Origin of the sequence: Actinospica sp. (assembly GCF_035552695.1) — a bacterium.
GTDB lineage: Bacteria > Actinomycetota > Actinomycetes > Streptomycetales > Catenulisporaceae > Actinospica.
The window spans coordinates 14,505-31,960 of the sequence record NZ_DASZKT010000172.1 but is presented as its reverse complement, the minus strand read 5'-3'; the positions used below and the strand labels follow the sequence as shown (position 1 = coordinate 31,960).

Here is a 17,456-nt window from a genome sequence, read left to right as displayed (position 1 = left end):
GACGCCAATCCATCACGACGGGCCCGTCTCGTGCGACGTGCGGGACTACTAGTAGATGCCGAGCTCTGAGACCTGAGCTCCGTTCTGCACGCTGTTGGCGGTGAAGCTGAGTTCGACGTACTGCTCACTGGTGCCCGAGGACAGCTTGATCGTGACCGTGTTACCGGTCGACGGGTTGAACGTGTACGTCGCCGAGGCAACCAACGTTGTCCAGGTGCTGTTGTTGGTGCTGCCCAGGATCGAGAACGTCTGGGTCCTGGTCTGCCAGACGCTCAGCGGCGGCAGATCCACGACCACCGAACTGAGCGAGTGCGTCGCGCCGAGGTTGACAGTCAGCGTCGAGGGCCAAACGCCGTCGGTGCTCTCCCAGTACGTGCCAGTGTTCCCGTCGTCCGCGTTCGCGGGCACGTAGTTCTGCGTGTGGCTGCTCGCGGTGATCGGCGCGTTCAGCGCGAGATTGGTCGTGCTGGTGCTGGTTCCGGTCCCCGACAAGGCAGCCGACAACGACGCGTTGGTGGCGTTGCTCGCCACGGTCAGCGTCCCGGAGGCCGAGCCGGTCGCGGTCGGGGTGAAGGTCACACTCGCGGTGCACGAAGCGCCCGCCGCGAGCGAAGTACCGCAGTTGTTCGTCTGCGCGAACGGACCCGAGACGGAGACCGAGGAGATGGTCGCCGCCGCGCCGCCGGTGTTGGACACCGTCACCGACTGCGCGGCCGTCGTGGACCCGACAACCTCACTGCCGAACGACAGAGAGGCCGGGGACGCGCTCAACGTGGCACTCCCGCTCGAGCTCACCGTCGACATCGTCACCTTGCTCACGATGAGCGTCTGGCTCGGCGTGGTCACCGCGAGACGCAGGTCGGCGCCCATGTTCTGGGCTCCGTCGAAATGAGCGCCCGTCAGCTGCACGGTGGCCGTGGCCCACGTACCGGTGCCGGGACTCGTGACCGATGGGCCGTTCTGGTAGGCGTTGGTCGCCGTGTCGTACTGCGCCATGAAGCCCTGACCGGACGAAGCCCAGTACGTCACCTGCAGATTGACCGTCGACGCGGTGGCCACCGCGCTGAACGGATCGAGCTGCAGGTAGACGTTGGCGCCCCCGGACCCGCTCTGCGATGTCGTCCAGGTCTCCACCGCCGGCGTGCCGCTCTGCGTGATCTGGGTCAGGTTTCCGTCAGCGCCCTGGTTCGTCTGGCCGATGCCGAGGAACGACAGACCCCCGCTCGTCGACCCGGGAGTCGCGGTGACCGTCGTGGCGCCGGTCGTGCTGGTCGGACAGGTCGCCGACGCCGTGCCGGACGGCGCGGCTCCGGCGACCACGTTCCACTCCGCCAGCGATGCGGCCGCGATGCCGGCCGTCGCGCAGATCGTGCCGTCGGACTGCACTGTTTGCGGCACTGCGTTGCCCGTCGCCGCGTCCACCAGGTGGTAGGTGCCCGAGTTCAGGTTCAGCCCGCTGGGGACGATCGCGATCTGGTTGTCGTACGCGGTTCCGGACGTGATGTTCGCCAACGTGAGGGCGGCGCTGGTATTGCTGCTGGCGACGGTGGGCACGACCTGGAGCACGCTCGCGTTCGCCAGTTGCGCGTACGCAGGGGCGTAGGAGGCCATCTGCCCTGCCTGGGTGAGCACCGTCCCACCGCCGTTCTGATACGCGGTCAGATTCGCATCCACGCCGTTCAGCGGATAGACCGCCTTGAACTGCGACAGGCTGACCGCGCCGTTGTTCACCTCCTGGCTGGTCACGACCGCGAAGCCGGACTGGTAGTTCTCCCACATCGCGGTGAGCGCGTCCTCGACGCCGGCCACACTGCCGCCGGAAGTGTTGCCATAGCCCTGCGAGAGGTCCATGTAGACCGCGGCCGGCTGCTGCGGATACGAGCCCGACATCCCTTGCAGCGTCGAGACCCACTTGAGGTAGATCGGGAAACCGACCGTGTCCTTCTGCGTGCTGTCATGGATGAAGAAATCCTCGCCGGCACCGTCCGGAAGACCCATCGCGTAGTTCGAGAGCCACTGAACCGCCTGCGCGCCGAGCTGTGTGCTGTCGCTTGGCGCGGTCCACTCCTGGGCGACCTTCACGCCGTACGCGCGGGCCAGACTGCCGAACGTGAGGGTGAGCCCCGGCGACTGCGCGGCGTCGTCGACGATCGCGACGTTGTACTGCTTGGCCAGTTTGAAGAAGACGTCCGGGTTGTTCGCGTACGAAGGCGCGTTCCCGAGGTGCCCACCGTAGTAGTAGTACAGCGGCGTGCTCGCGGTGATGTTGCGCACGTCGGCCGTGAGCTGGTTGTACGTCGTCTGCACGCTCCAGGCGCGGAAGGCCTGGTAGACGCCGGCCAACGCCTGGCCCGGATCGGCCGCCGGGACCTGGCTGAACGACGTGTACGTCGTGCTGAAGTCCGAGTTGAACGTCGCGATCGTGCCATAGGTGGCCGGCAGATACGTGTTCTGGAATTCGGTGATGTCAGCGCTCGCCCAACCGCCGGGGGTGCCGTTCAGGTCCCACTGCGCGTCGAGGAAGCCGTAGTTGAGGATCGAGCCGCCGTAACCGGCCTCACCGGCGATGTGCTGGATCGTGTCCGTCACGTACGTGAAGTACTCGGACTGCTCAGTCGTGTTCCACCAGGCCGGCGCGGAGCCCGTGGCTCCGGTGTCGCTGACCTCGAAGTCGGTGATCCACGACGCGGGGCTGCCGCCCCATCCGGACTGCCAGAAGATCGGGATCAGCTGGATCCCGGCCGCGGAGGCGTTGGCGAGCTCGGTGTCGAGTTCGGTGAAACTGAAGGTTCCGGCGGAGGGCTCGATCGTGCCCCACGGCATGTTGATCTCGGCGGAGTTCAGGCCGTCCGCCTTGAGCGCCGCGAAGCTCGCCTCCGACCACGCGGTGCCATTGTTGTCCCACTGAAGCTGCGTGGACCAGATCGGTGTGACCGGCGAGGCGGTGGCCGCGTGCGCGTGGGACGCGGCGGCCACCTGGAGTCCGCCGGTGGCCAGTGCGCCGGCGGCGGCGAGCGCCACGAGTGAAGATTTCCGTTTGAGGGTCATCTTTGAATTCCTCTCATCCACGTCAGAGGCCCGTGACATCGAGTTCGGAGACCTGGGCGCCGTTCTGCACACTGTTGGCGGTGAAACCGAGCTCGACGTACTGCTCGCTGGTGCCCGAGGGCAGGCTGACGGTGACCGTGTTACCGGTCGACGGGTTGAACGTGTACGTCGCGGAGGCGGCGAGCGTTGTCCAGGTGCTGTTGTTGGTGCTGCCCAGGATCGAGAACGTCTGGGTCCTGGTTTGCCAGGCGGTGGACGGCGGCAGATCCACGACCACCGAGTTGAGCGCGTGTGTCGCACCGAGATTGACGGTCAGCGTGGACGGCCAGGCGCCGTCAGTGCTCTCCCAGTACGTGCTCGTATTTCCGTCGTCGGCGTTGGTGGCCACGTAGTTCTGCGTGTGGGTGCTCGCGGTGATCGCAGCCTTCAGCGCCAGGTTGGTCGGGGCGTTGCTCGCGCCGGTCCCGGTCAGGCCGACTTTGGTCGGGCTGTTGTTGGCGTTGCCGGTCACGGTCAGCGTGCCGGTGCGGCTGCCGGTGGCGGTCGGGGTGAACGTGACCGTCACCGTGCAGGAGGCGTTCACCGCGAGTGAGCCGCAGGTGTTCGTCTGGCTGTAGTCACCGCTCACCGTGACGCCGGAGATCGTCGCCGAGGCGGTGCCGGTGTTCGTGACGGACACCGACTGGGTCGCCGCCTTGTTCCCGACAGTCGTGCTGGGGAACGTGAGCGAGGCCGGGTTGGTGCTCAGGACCGGGCCGGAAGCGGTGCCGGTGCCCGAGAGAGTCACGGTGTTGGTTTCGCCGCCCGCGTTGACGGTCAGCGTGCCGGAGCGGCTGCCGGTGGCCGTCGGGGAGAACGTGACGCTCGCCGTGCAGCTGCCGTTCGCCGCGATCGACGAGCCGCAGTTGTTGGTCTCGGCGAAATCACCGCTGACGGAGATCGACGACACCGAGGCGGCCGAGCTGGTCGGGTTGCTGACCGACACGCTCTGCGCGGCGCTGGTCGAGCCCGTCACGACCGAGCCGAAGCTGAGCGAGCCGGGACTGACCTGCACCGTGGATCCCGGGTACGGCGGGTAGACCGGGGTCGGCTTGGTCGTGGTGCAGGTGGCGGGCAGGATCCCGGAGTTGCCGCCGTCATCGGTGATCTTGAAGCTCCCGCTGTCGCACGTATAGCTCGGCGAGTTGCCCAGATTGGCCTGGGCGACGTCGGTGGCGGTCACGTTGGTGAAGGACACCGAAGCGCCGGTCTGGTCCTGTAGGGCGAATGTGCCGGTGCCGATGATGCTCACGTTGCTGAGATCGACACCGTTGACGGTGCCCTGGATCCATTGGATCGCCTCAAACGGGCTTTGCTCGATCAGGGCATTGCTGACGTTGATCGGCCCGGCGATGGTGGCCTGCTGGGCGTCGAACCAGAGCGCGCCGTCGCCGAACTGCCAGTTGTCGTCGAGGTCCCCGTCGCGGATCAGCGTGTTGTTCTCGACCGTGTACAGGCCGACCGGCGTCGAGGTGAACCGCTGCGCGACGGTTATGCCGCCGCCTTCGTTGATGCCGGTGTCCACGACGAGGTTGCCGGAGATCGTGTTGTCGTTGCCGCCGTAGGCCGCGATGCCGTTCGCGAGCTGCTGCAGCTGAACGGTGTTGTCGGAGATCGTGTCCTGCGAATCCGCGCCGATGGCCGAGTCCGACCAGAGCGCGAGGCCGTCGTCACCGGTGTTGCGGATATTGCTGTTGGTGATCGTCGAGCTCGTCACGCTGCCGTGCAGGTTGATGCCGTCAGCCGTCGTGTCACGGATCCGCATGCCGCTGAAGGTCAGATTCGTCATCGGCCCGTCCATCCAGGCCCCGACCTTCTCGTGCTCGATCCAGATGTCCGAGACGGTCGAGTTGCTCATCGCGCCGCCGATGCCGTTGACCTGCGCGCTGTCGACACGCTGTTGCACGTCGCCGAAGATCGCAAAATTCGACAGGTGCACGTTCGTGCTCGCCGCCAGCGTGTTCGTCGGGGTCCCGTTGCCGTAGAAGCCGGGCGCGGTGCCGGTGACTGTGGAGTACCACATTCCCGCGCCCTCGACGGTCACGTTGTTGACGATGATGTGGGCCGGAACGTTGTAGGTGCCTGCCGGGATCCACACCGTGCCACCGGAACCGGCCGCAGTGATCGCCGCGTTGAACGCGCTGGTCGCATCCGTAACACCGGTCGGGTCAGCGCCCTCACTCGTGACCGAGACCGAGCCCGCCGGCTGAGCAAGCGGCGCGGCCACGTTCTGGAAGTCGGCCAAGTCGATCGTGTACGAGGACGCGGTGTCCTCCGAGTCGACCTGCAGTCTGAAGGCCGTACCGGCCGGATACGTCGTCGTGAACCGGCGGTGCGTCTCGTCGAAGAAGTGGTGCGCCTTGGTGCCCGGGGTGTTGGTGAACGGGTAGGTGCCGTAGTACCAGCTGTACGCGTTGGTCAGCGAGAAGTCGGTCTGCTTGGTGCCGTTGACGTACAGCGAGAGCGGCGCCGTGTAGACCGCGCCGGTCGAGGTGTCCGGGATGCTGTACCGGAAGTCGATCGAGTTCGTCGCGATCGGTGTGGTGAACGTGACGTACTGGCCGGCGCCCTGCAGGGTCACCGCCTTGCGACCGGACGCCTCGTCAGCCAACTGACCCTGCGTGTAGCTCGGGCCGATGACCGTCCCGTTCGTCGGCTCGCTCTCCGCCTCGACCTCGACGTACGGCAGGTTCGCGCCACTGCCGCCGGTGGCGGTCGAACCCGCGCTCGCTGCCGCGGTCGTGGCGGTGCTCGACGTCGTGCCGGCGACCGCGGCGTCCGCCACGGATATCGTCGCCGCGGCCAGGCCCGAAGCCAGCAGCGCGACGCCGCCGGTCAACGCGACGGCTCGTCGCAGCCTTCGGATGATCTGTGACAACTCCTGCTCCTTTCGCCGCGCAAGCGATGGCGGAAGCCGCCGCGCCATGCGGCAGGTGGGTAGAGCCGCGTCGCGGGGACGCGACGCGATCGCCGGAGGGCGCGGCGATTTACCGGGGACCGTAACAGCGTCGACACATGTCCGCAATATACGGACACCTAACTGTCGGTTTTTGCCAACAACGTCAACTATTTCCATTGACCGCAAGTACATTTGCGAATCAGCCCCCGACCCCTTGACCCCTGACGACCGTTCAGCGATCCTGGAAAGTTCGCCCTGGCGACGGCCGTTCCTCGAAAATTACGCAAAACGCAACAAGGCAGACTATTGCCATATATCCGTACGGGATGCACACTTGGCCATGTCCCTGACATACCCACGTTAGGTCAAGACATGACTATATTTTCCCTTACTCGCTCACGTGCCACCGGCGTGGCCGCCGCGGTCACCGCCGCGACCGTCGCCGCGGCGCTCGGCCTGTTCGCCGTCACGAACGCCCCGCACGCGCACGCGGCCACCGCCAAGCACCGGGTGCTGTTCGACGACGCGCACGCCGAGACGGCCGGCAACGCCGACTGGATCATCAGCACCGCGATGCCCGACCCGACCGTGCAGAACCCCGATCCGCAGGCCGAGACCGACTGGACCGGAGCCATCTCCTCCTGGGGCGTGGCGCTGCAGAAGACCGGCGGCTACTCCCTCGAGACCAACACCAAGGCGATCACCTACGGGGACACGTCGAACCCGCAGGACCTGTCGAACTTCGACGAGCTCGTGCTGCCCGAGCCGAACACGCTGCTCACCGCCGCGGAGAAGACCGCGGTCATGAAGTTCGTGCAGAACGGCGGCGGACTGTTCCTGGTCGTCGACCACACCGGCAGCGACCGGAACAACGACGGCTACGACTCGCCCGCCATCGCCAATGACTTGATGAAGAACAACTCGGTGGACGGCAACGACCCGTTCGGCCTCTCGGTGGACCTGCTCAACATCGTCAGCGGGTTCCCGAAGGCGATCAGCGACTCGTCCAACGCGGTGATCAACGGCCCGTTCGGCACCGTGACCGGCGGCGCCATCTACAACGGCACCACCATGACGCTGCACACCGCCGACAACCCCAATGCCAAGGGGCTGGTCTACGTCGCCAACGCCACGCCCGGCGGAAGCACCGGCGCCTTCTTCGCCACCAGCACCTTCGGCAGCGGCCGGGTGGCGATCTGGGGCGACAGCTCGGACATCGACGACGGCACCGGGGAGAGCGGCAACACCCTGTACGACGGCTGGAACGACCCCAACGCCACCGACGCGCAGCTCGGCCTGAACGCCACCGCGTGGCTGGCCGGCGGAGGCACGTCCACCACCTCGCCCACGCCGACCACGACGCCGACCGGCACGCCGAGCCCGACCCCGACCTCCACGGCGTCCCCGACACCCACCCCGACCCCGACAGGCACCGGCGGCTCGTCCTGCACGGCGGCCCAATTGCTGGGCAACTCCGGCTTCGAGACCGGCTCCGCCTCGCCGTGGACGGCCTCGTCCGAAGTGCGGATCAACAGCTCCGCCTCCGAGCCGGCGCGCTCGGGATCATACGATGCCTGGCTCGACGGCCGCGGGACCGCGCACACCGACACCCTCTCCCAGCCGGTGAGCGTGCCGACCGGCTGCTCCACCGCGGCGCTCGACTTCTGGCTGCACATCAACACCGCCGAGACGAGCACGACGACCGCCTGGGACAAGATGTCCGTCGAGGTGCTCGACAGTTCGGGCAGCGTTCTCAGCACTCTGGGTACGTTCTCGAACCTCAACGCGGCCAGCGGCTACGTCCGGCACAGCTACAACCTCGCGGCGTACGCGGGACAGACCGTGACGCTGGAGTTCACCGCGACGGAGGGCTCGAAGCTGCAGACCTCCTTCGTCCTCGATGACACGTCGGTGAACGTGTCCTGATCCGGTCCGGCGCGGCGGCGGAGATCCCGCCGCCGCGGCGGCACGTCGTTCGTTGCGATCAGCTCGCGGGCATCAGTTGGGCCATGTTGAACTCGGCCACGTTCTTGTTGTCGCCGATTCCGCCGCCCCACTCCAGGTAGCCGTTACGGACTCCGGTGTCCACGTTGTTGAGCATCGTGGAGATCGAGAACACGGTGTTCGGCGTGGCGCTCACCGAGGTGAGATCACTCCAGGGCAGCGCCACCTGGTACAGCGTGGTGTGGTTCGTATCGTCCCTGGTGACGTTGACGGTCGCGTCAGTGACCTGTCCGGAGCCCTGGGACGGGCTGGTCCACCGGTAGAGCTGTGAGCCGGAGGGCGTGAGCGCGGCGCCGTACTCGTAGTGCCCGTTGACCGAAGCGGTGCTCGTCGTGGCCGACGATCCCGGCACATCGGAGGTGGCCGCTACCTGCAGGCTGTCACCTTGCCAGATGTTTCCCCCGGTGTAGAGCTGTGAGAAGGCGGCCTCGGTGATGTCCGCGGTGATGTAGAGGTTCGTGGCATCCCAGTTGAACCACATCTTGCCGGACAGGTAGGACGAGCCGCCGTAGGGCAGCGAGCCGACCAGCGATCCCCAAGTCCCGTCCGCGGTGGTGGCCAGGTCGACGTAGGGGCCGTCCTGAACGTCCGCGACCGTCCACGAACTGCCCAGGCTCTTGTAGACCACGGGTAGGAAGGTGACGTGCCCGGACAGGGCCTCCGAGGACAGGCCGCCGGAGATGACGCTCGTCACCGTCAATGGATAGATGGTGGCGAAGCTGATTCCGGTCACCGGCACGGTCACGGTCGCGGTCGATCCGGCGGCGATGGTCGCGCTGACCGGCTGGGTGCCCGAGTTGCTGCCGAGCTTCCAGTCGATCCCGGTCACCGTCGTCGGAGTGTCTGACGGGTTGTCGAGCACGACCTGCAGCGACCCGGCGGCCGGGCTGGTCCCGGTGATCACCGGAGTGGCCTTCTCCGGGGTGGCGCCGGAGGTCACCGTTTCCGCGTTGACCGCGCCCTCGGTGTACGGTCCGGCCGCGCCGGTGAACGCCGTCGTCGCGTCCAGTTCAGTCTGGGTGCCGGGACTCGCGGTGCCCGGAATCGTGACGTTCCAACTGGCCGTCACCTGCTGACCGGGGCCGACGCTCGGCAGCGATACCGGAGTAGACGCGGCGACCGTCCAGCCGCTCGGCGCGGTCAGGCCGAACTGGAGGCCGCGTACGGCCTGGGTGCCGGTGTTGGTGAAGGTCTCGGTCGCGGTCATCGTCGTGGCCGGTTTCACGATGGCCGGCGCCTGCAGAGTGAACGGGTCCTGCACCACGATCGGGGTGCTGCCGGTCACGCCGTTCACCCGCACCAGGATCGTCGCCGCGCCGGGCGCGCGCATGGTGACCACGCCGGCGTCGCTGACCGTTGCGACGCGCGGGTCGCTGCTGGAGTACGTGACGTGGGCGTGCGACAGGTCGGCGAAGGACTGGTCGTTGTCGACCGCCTCGACGATGTTGCTGGCGCTGGCGTGGTTCTGCTCCAGCGACGAGTTCGTGTCCGGGGCGATCCACGGGTTGGTGCCGGTCAGGTCCAACGTCTGGCCGGGCTGGAAGGCCACCTGGTCGGGCTGGACGGCGACCGACTGCACCTGGGGCGTGATCGCGCCGTGCACGGTCACAGTGCCGGAGCCGACCGTGCCTGCCGCGTCGGTGGCGACACGGAACTGATACGCGCCGTCGGCGACGACCTGCTTCAGGCTCGTCTCGTCCCATGTGCTGAGGCTGGATACCTTCACCGACAACGTGATGTGCTGGGTCTGGCCGGGCTGCAGCACCTTCGTCTTCTGGAACCCGGCGAGCTGCTCGTTCTCGACGTCACTGCTCGCGGCTCCCGGCGGCGCGACGTACAGCTGCGCGACGGTGGTTCCGGCCGCGGCGCCGGTATTGGTGACGTCGAAGCCGACCCGCACCGTCCCGTCCGCGGACGCGGTGGCCGGGCCGACGTTGATGTTGGAGTACTTGTACGTGGAGTAGGACAGGCCGTAGCCGAACGGGTAGGTGGGCGTGCCGGTGAAGTACATGTAGGTCCGGCCGAGCCCGCCGGTCTGGGACGGAGTCAGCCCGTAGTTGTTCATCGCCGCGAGCTGCGAATCATTGGCGTACCAGGTGAAGTTCAGGTGCCCGGCCGGGTTCTGCTGACCGAAGAGCACCTGCGCGAGCGCGGTGCCCTGGCTTTCCCCGTTGTACCCGCTGAACACGATCGCCGGGAAGTCCTGCTGCGCCTGCTGGATGTCGTACGGACCGTCGGCCTGCATCACCAGCGCGGTCCGCGGGTTGCCGAGCGCCGAGACCTGACTGATCAGGGAGTCGTAGTTCCCCGGCAGGGCCAGCGTGCTGCGGTCGTTGCCCTCGTCGGCCACGCTCAGATCAGATCCGGCGACCACGATCACCAGGCTGGCGGTCTTGATCGCGGCCTGCGTCGCGGCCGAGCACGAGGCCGCCGTGGTGGCCGTGGTCGAGGTGCCGCAGGCGTCGAACGTGACGGTCGCCGCCGGGTTGGCCGCCTTGACCGCCGAGGTGATGCCCTGTACGGCGTTGACCTGCAACGTCGGATCGCCGGAGTATCCGCCGAGCGTCACCGTGTTCGCCAGGTTCCCGACGACGACCACGCTGGACAGCCCGGCCGGGTTCACCGGCAGCAGCTTCGACGACGTGCCCGACACATTGTTGTTCTGCAGCAGCACGATGTCGTTCGCAGCGATCTGCTCCGCCAGTGTTTGGTGAGCCGGGCTCTCGATCTGCGACTTGGTGATGGAGGTGTACGCGACCTTGCTGGCCGGGTCGAATTCGCCGGTCTCCATCCGCGTGGTGAACAATCGGGTCAGGGCCGAGTCGATCACCCCGGACGACAGTATCCCGAGGTCGATGGCCGCGTTGATGTTCTGCGACGTCAGCTCGCCGCCGGCGCAGTTGAGCTGGGTTCCCGCGCGGATCGCGTAGGCCTGCCCGCCCGCCGCAGCGGAGATCTGCTTGCCGGTGCTCGTATTCGTCCACATCGTGCCGTTGGTCGTCCAGCCCGGCGGCGCCCAGTCGTGCGACGACGAGCTGTAGATGTCGCCGATCGCCCCGCAGTCGGAGGTTGTGTACCCGGCGAATCCGTAGGTCGCCTGCAGCAACTCGTCAACCGTGTACGTATTCGCCGGGGACGGCGTCCCGTTGACCGCGTTGTAAGACGTCATGATGCCGGAGACGTGCGCGTTCTCCACCAGGCTGGCGAACTGCTTGGTGTAGTAGTCCCGGATGTTCGCGTCGGTGGTGTTGGAGCTCCCGGTGTGCCGGGAGTCCTCCACGTTGTTCAGCGCGTAGTGCTTGGCGGTGGCGGCGACCTTCAGGTACGGGGTCTGAGACTGGCCGGTGATCGTCTCGCCCTGGTAGCCGTCGACGAACGCGTCCGCCATGGTGGACGTGAGGAACGGGTCCTCGCCGAACGACTCGTTCGTCCGACCCCACAGCGGATCCCGGTCCATATTGACGTTCGGCGCCCAGAAGGTCAGCGACCCGTAATCCGCCGCCGCCGGGCCCAGGTTGTTCTGCCCGGTGCCCCACAGCGATTTGTCGAGGAAGCCGCGAACCTCATCGGAGATCGCCGACGTCTCCTGGTAGGTCAGCTGCGGATCCCAGGTCATCGACGAGGCGAAGTTCACCGGGAAGCTCGTCGCGTGCACGCCACCGGCAACGCTGCCGCGATTGGTGTCCGCACCCAGCGTATTGACACCGTGCTGGCCTTCGCTCCAATACGTGTACTGCTGCACCCCCAACCGAGGGATCGCCGGGGCACTGTTCGTCTGCAGCTGCGCGACCTTCTCGGAGAGCGTCATCCGCGATACCAGGTCCGCGGCCCGCTCGGCGAACGAATAGTGCGTGTTCAGGTAGACCGGCAGCCCCGCGGTGGCCGCCGATGCTCCCGACGCCGAGGCCGTTTGCGCGGCGGCCGCCGGACCCGCCTGTGCGCCGGCCGGGATGGCCGCGACGAGGCTCGCCGCGCACACGGCGGCGAGCAGTCGCGGCCGCGGGGACCTGAGCACCTTCATAGCTGACTCCTCGGAGGCTGTCTGTGGGTCGCTTCCAGAAGGTGTATCTACAACCGATAGTGTTATCAACGCAAGATCGCCCGACAATCTTTGCGGGTCTGGCCTCCGACTAGGCGATATGACACTTCGCTTTGCTTCGATAGCGTTCAGATCGACCGCGACTGTAAATTAATTCGGTCCCACACGGCGCACTGTCACAGTCGAGTGGACGGCGTGGCGCGAGGGCTCTTCGCCGCGAAGATGCTGTGATGCGTCACCGTTGGATGAGCAGCCGACGGAGCGATGGTCGGGGAGGTGGGGCTTCCAGCCAGCAGCGCCACGGTGATCGCGCCGGCCACGGCGATCACCCCGACGCCGCTCGCCGCCGCGCTCCGGCGGGTTCTGCCTCGCCGATTGCCTTGCTCACGCACCTGCTGCGCGGTCAGCCGAGGGTGCGCATGCTGGTTGGCGAAGTCGTACACCTGGTCGACGGGGCCCGCATACGTGCGCGGGAATCCATCGCCGTCATTCACCGCGCGTAACGCGGCACGGCCGCGGGCCAGGCTCGCCATGGCCGCGTTGGCTGTCACACCGGTTTCGACCGCTATGTCCTCGATACTCAGGCCGCACAGGTGGCGCAGGACCGCGGCCCGGCGCTCGTCCTCGCCGAGCGAACGCAACGCCTGCACGAACGCGAGCTGCTCCACGCCGGGCGGCACGACGTCGCGCTCCACGTGGATGCCGCGGCGCGACCGCACCCGGAAGACCGTAAGACGCCACGCCACGGTACGGATCCACGAGTCGGGTGCCGTCTGCAGGTCGAAGTGCGACCGCTGGTCCCAAGCCCGGATGTACGCCTCCAGAACAACGTCCTGGGCCTCTGCCCAATCGCCGGTCAGCGCGTATAGCTGGCCGACCAAGCGGGAGTACGACACCGAAAAGAAGGCATCGAACTCCTCTTCCCCCATCACGCGCGCATCTCCTGTGGCTCCCCTGGCGATCCCGTACCGGCAGATCCGGTCGTAGATATACGCACGGGAGCCGCGTCCGGTGACAAGCGATCACCGTGACGTGCGCCACTTTAGAGACGCGCGCGCGTCTGGGGGGTGTGCGCTCGGGGCTACGCCCGCATCTCGTAGGCGCCCGAGAGCCCGGCGACCGTCTCCCAGATCCGCCCGAAGCGCGCCTCGTCGACGACCGGCTTGCGGACCGCGCCGAGCGCCCACGCCTGCTGCGCGTCGGTCGAGGAGGCCTTGCCGTGCAGGGCGATCGCGTACTCGGAGAAGTCGCGCACCAGGAAGTCGAAGATCTGGTCCACCAGCTCTCGCTCCAGGCCGACCAGCGCGGCCTGCTCCAGGATCAGCTGGCCGTAGACGACCAGGGTGAACAGGTGGCCGAGGTTGAGCAGGAAGTCCAGGTCCTTCTGCTGCTCGTCGCTCGGCGGGCAGGTGGTCAGGAAGTGCACGAGCGCCTCGGCCTGCTCGGTGAAGCGGGCGACGTTCGGCACGTCGGCGGCGTTCCGATACGCCGTGCGCCAGTCGTGGAAGCGGACCTTGCCGAGGCCGCGCGCCGGGCCCTGCCGGAACAGGAAGTCGTCGTCGCCGGCGTCGAGGCGGGTCGGGACCTCGGCGTACTCCTGGGGCGTGAAAAGGTAATTCGGCATGAACTTCAGCACGAGCGCGAGATTGACGTGGACCGTGCCCTCCAGCTTCGGCAGTGCCCTGATGTAGTGCGTCGCTTCGTTGAAGTACGTGTCCTTCTCAAAGCCCTTGGCGGCGATCACATCCCAGAGCAGGTCGACAACGCGCTCACCCTCCGACGTCACCTTCATCTTGGTGATCGGATTGAACAGCAGGTATCGGCGGTCCTCGTCGTTCGCCGTGCGGAAGTAGTCCACGGCTCGGGCGCTGAACAGCTTCATCGCGATCAGCCGGGCGTAGGCGTCGACGAAGCCCTGGCGGACGTGCGGGAAGTCGGTGACGGGGTGGCCGTAGAGGATCCGGTTGTGCGCGTGGGTGATCGCCTCGTAGAAGGAATGCTCGCTGATTCCGACCGAGGCGGTGCACAGGTTGAACTTGCCGACATTCACCGTGTTCAGAGCGGCGCTGAAAGCCTCGGGCCCCGCGTGCAGGATGTCGGCCTCGGCCACCGGATACTCGTGCAGATTGAACTCGCTGACGAACATCTGCGAGGCGACGACATTCCGCACGAGTTCGAACTTCTCGTGCCGGCTGTCGACGGCGAAGAACACGTAGCCGTCGGGGCCTTCGACGTCCGCGCGGCGCCCGAACACCGAGACCATCCCGGCCACGTTGCCGTTGCCGATGTAGTACTTGCCACCGGTGGCGAGAAAACCGCCCTGGCCGTCGGGGGTGAGGATCATGTCGGTGGAGTAGACGTCCGCGCCGTGTTCCCGCTCGGACAAGCCGAAGGCGAAGACATGGCCCTCGTCCAGCAGCGCCACAGCACGCTGCTTCGCCTCGGCGTTGCCGCTCATCCAGATCGGCCCGAGGCCGAGGACGGTGACCTGCCAGGCATACCAGTACGGCAGACCGTAGAACCCGAGGATCTCGCTCAGCGCGGCGTTGCGCGCGGTGTCCCAGCGCTTGTCCGCGGCGCCGCCGGCTTCGGCCGCCGGGGTGTTGAAGGTCGCGAACAGCTTCTCCTCGGCGACGAACTTCAGGAAGTCGTCGTACCAGACGCGGTCCAGGTCCTCGGCGAGCAGGCGCTGCTTGCCCCGGCTCTCGAACCAGTCGACGACGGCCGTGAGCAGCCGCCCGGTCTCCTCGTCGAACACCGACGGGTCGAAGGCGCGGGGATTGAAGAGCGTGGTCATGCCCCGAATGCTACCAGCGGGTAACTTGATGGCGGAAGAGCCGCCGCCGACCGAAGCCAAATGCCGAGTACGCCTGCGTGAGTGCATTCGGTCGTCGGGTGACCCTTCGTGTTGCTAGGGTGCGGCCATGCAGGGTGTGGGACTCGGTGCGGCCGGTGACCGGGCGCGGGTGGAATTCGGCGCGTACTTCGCCGACCACCAGCGCGAGGTCAGCATGCTGGCATACCGGCTGTGCGGGGAACCGCATGTGGCCGAGGAGATCACGGCGGACGCGTTCGCCGAGGCTTGGCGGTGCTGGGACGAACTGACGCGCGCCGGGAATCCGCAACCGGAGGCGATGCGCGCGATCGTGGAACGGCTCGTACAAGGGCGCGTGCGCACGGCCGGGCCTATGCAGGTGTCGAAGGGTGCTGTGGAGCCGGACGGCGCGCGCGTCCGTGCGCTTCTGGCGGAACGCATAACGCTGATTCCTTCGCAGGACGCGCCGACGGTCGTCATAGCCCGGATAACCGAGCCGGTCGAGCCGAGCGAGCCGGAAGCGCCCGCCACCAGGTTCCGGCGACCGATCGTGCTCAGCGCGGTGATCGCCACCGGCGCCGTCGTGGTGCTCGGGGCGATCGCGATGGCCGCCTCGAAGGGCAGCGGAGCCACGCACGCGAACCAGTCGCCGCTCTCCCTCGCGGCGACCGGCACGATCGACGCGGGAGCGACGGGATCGCTCACGACCGGCGCCGCGGCAAGCGCCAGCCCCTCCCGATCAGCCTCGGCCAGTCCGAGCCCATCCTCCACCAGCGCCTCTCCGACGGCGACGCACTCAGCCAGCGCGACGCCTTCTCCCACCAACGCCGCCACCTCGGCTGCGGCTTCCACAGGCGCCGCGGGCGGCTCGGCAAGCTCCAGGGCGACGACGTCCGATGCGCTGTCGGCTTCCGCGTCGGTGAATCACGGCAGCAACGGCTCATGGACCCAGCTCAACGTCTCGACCTCCGTCGACCAGACTCTCAGCGCACTGACGATCACGATCACGGTCGCCGACTGCCCCGGCCTGTCCGCGGCGGGCGCCTGGGACTCCGGCTCGGGCAGCCAGTTCAACGAGACGACCACCCAGAACGCCGACGGCTCGATCACCTACGTGTTCGAATTGGCCTCTGGCGACGAGGTCACTCCCGGCGGCATCACGTTCGCGGCCCAGTTCAGCCACGCCTATCACAGCTGGAACCCGTCCGCCGACACCTACTCCGTTACCGCCGAGGTGGCGGATTCCAATGCCACCGGCAGTTTCGGCGGCGCCTTCTGAAAGGGCGTGCCGACGCCGGACCGCTCGTGAGCGGCACGGCGGCGGCACTCGCATCGCCCGCAATCAATGACCTGGCGGCGTCTACCTCACGGCCTCGGTCTCGGCGCCGACCGGTGCGTCCCAGTCGATCCGGTACCGCTGCTCCGACCCCATCGTCCTCTCGAAGTTCATCAGCTTGAAGAAGATCGGCATCATCGCGTGCATCACCTTGCGGGCGACGGGTCCGGGGGTCTTGGCGCTGTTGGTCCGGGCGCCGCGCTTCGTGATCCGCTCCACCCGCTCGCGGCGCAGCCCCTCGTACGCGGTGAATGCCGCGGCGGCGTCGGGCAGATCACGCAGACACCGCGCCAGTTGGATCGCGCTCTCGATCGCGAGCGAGGCGCCTTGGCCGGTGCTGTTCGAGGGCGCGTGGACGGCGTCGCCGACCAGCACCATCCGGCCGCGGTGCCAGTGCGGGACCGGAGGCATGATGTGGATCGCCCCGGTGATGTCGAGGTTCTCCGCGGTGGTACGGCTCGCCAGCAGTTCGCCCGGCACGTCGCCCGCGTACGTCTCGCGCAGCGTCCGCAGCCACTGCTCGGCCGGGATCGCCCGGGCCTCGGTCAGTGACATGTACGACTTCGAGGGCAGGTTCGCGCCCCAGGTGATCCGGCCGTCCGCCATCTTCCAGTAGAGGTAGTACGCACGCCCGCCGAACGCGAACGTCGCGACGCCGGGCTCGGGGTCGAGGTCGGGACCGGCCTCGACGTAGCCCTGAAGGGCGAGCATGCCGGTGTAGCCGGCGCCGGGAGCCTGCGGATCGATCAGCGTTCGCACGGTGGAGCGGACGCCGTCGGCGCCGATCAGGATGTCGGCGGTCGCGCTTGAGCCGTCATCGAACCGCGCCGTGACCGAGTTCGGGCCCTGGTCGGCGCCGATCAGCCGCTTGCCGTACTCGAAGCGGACGCCCGCCTCGACGGCCCGCTCGCGCAGCACCCGCTGCAGGTCGCCGCGGCCGACGACCTGCAGCGGCTCCACGTCGGCCAGGCTCGGCAGCCGGCGGCTGTTCTCGCCGACCGCCATGACGGTCCCGACGATCGGCGTCGCCACCGCGCGGACCGCGGCGTCGGCGCCGATGAGGCCGAGCGCGGCCATGCCGTTGGGGGCCAGGGCGAGGCTGCCGCCGATCCCCTCGGTGGGAGCCGGGTACGCCTCGTGGACGGTCGCCTGGATGCCCGCCTTGACCAGGGCGGTCGCGGTGACGGGTCCGGCGATGCCGCCGCCGATGACGAGTGCCGTGCGGACCTTGGTGGATGTGTCTGTGTACATGGATCTCTCCCGTGAATGCGTTGCG

The 17,456-nt window shown here is 67.6% G+C and carries 8 protein-coding genes; 2 read left to right on the top strand and 6 right to left on the bottom strand.

The annotated features are described in order from the left end of the window. Nucleotides 1-48 precede the first annotated feature (48 nt). Together VG296_RS20275 and VG296_RS20270 are read right to left on the bottom strand one after the other, a co-directional pair. Complete coding sequence (locus VG296_RS20275; RefSeq protein WP_325567890.1) at nucleotides 49-3,048, bottom strand: choice-of-anchor D domain-containing protein; 3,000 nt, start codon at nucleotides 3,046-3,048, stop codon at nucleotides 49-51. Nucleotides 3,049-3,070: 22 nt separating this feature from the next. Further along, nucleotides 3,071-5,965 carry a choice-of-anchor D domain-containing protein gene (locus VG296_RS20270; RefSeq protein ID WP_325567888.1) on the bottom strand — a complete coding sequence of 965 codons (2,895 nt, stop codon included), beginning with the start codon at nucleotides 5,963-5,965 and terminating at the stop codon, nucleotides 3,071-3,073. Nucleotides 5,966-6,358: 393 nt separating this feature from the next. Here VG296_RS20270 and VG296_RS20265 point away from each other — a divergent pair, with 393 nt between their 5' ends. Continuing rightward, a complete protein-coding gene (locus tag VG296_RS20265; protein WP_325567886.1) occupies nucleotides 6,359-7,912 on the top strand; it encodes a hydrolase in 1,554 nt (517 codons plus the stop codon). 58 nt (nucleotides 7,913-7,970) lie between these two features. Here the strand turns inward: VG296_RS20265 and VG296_RS20260 are convergent, their stop codons facing one another. From VG296_RS20260 to VG296_RS20250, 3 genes are all read right to left on the bottom strand, one after another. Beyond that, nucleotides 7,971-12,011 carry a glycoside hydrolase family 3 C-terminal domain-containing protein gene (locus VG296_RS20260; protein WP_325567884.1) on the bottom strand — a complete coding sequence of 1,347 codons (4,041 nt, stop codon included), beginning with the start codon at nucleotides 12,009-12,011 and terminating at the stop codon, nucleotides 7,971-7,973. A 194-nt stretch (nucleotides 12,012-12,205) separates the two neighbouring features. Beyond that, nucleotides 12,206-12,958 carry a sigma factor-like helix-turn-helix DNA-binding protein gene (locus VG296_RS20255; RefSeq protein WP_325567927.1) on the bottom strand — a complete coding sequence of 251 codons (753 nt, stop codon included), beginning with the start codon at nucleotides 12,956-12,958 and terminating at the stop codon, nucleotides 12,206-12,208. Nucleotides 12,959-13,110: 152 nt separating this feature from the next. Continuing rightward, nucleotides 13,111-14,826 (bottom strand): acyl-CoA dehydrogenase family protein, encoded by a 1,716-nt coding sequence (locus VG296_RS20250; RefSeq protein WP_325567882.1) that lies wholly within the window; start codon nucleotides 14,824-14,826, stop codon nucleotides 13,111-13,113. A 127-nt stretch (nucleotides 14,827-14,953) separates the two neighbouring features. Here VG296_RS20250 and VG296_RS20245 point away from each other — a divergent pair, with 127 nt between their 5' ends. Next, nucleotides 14,954-16,123: a hypothetical protein gene (locus VG296_RS20245; RefSeq protein ID WP_325567881.1), complete on the top strand. Its 1,170-nt coding sequence runs from the start codon at nucleotides 14,954-14,956 to the stop codon at nucleotides 16,121-16,123. Nucleotides 16,124-16,204: 81 nt separating this feature from the next. Here the strand turns inward: VG296_RS20245 and VG296_RS20240 are convergent, their stop codons facing one another. After that, nucleotides 16,205-17,431 (bottom strand): FAD-dependent monooxygenase, encoded by a 1,227-nt coding sequence (locus tag VG296_RS20240; RefSeq protein WP_325567879.1) that lies wholly within the window; start codon nucleotides 17,429-17,431, stop codon nucleotides 16,205-16,207. Nucleotides 17,432-17,456 lie beyond the last annotated feature (25 nt).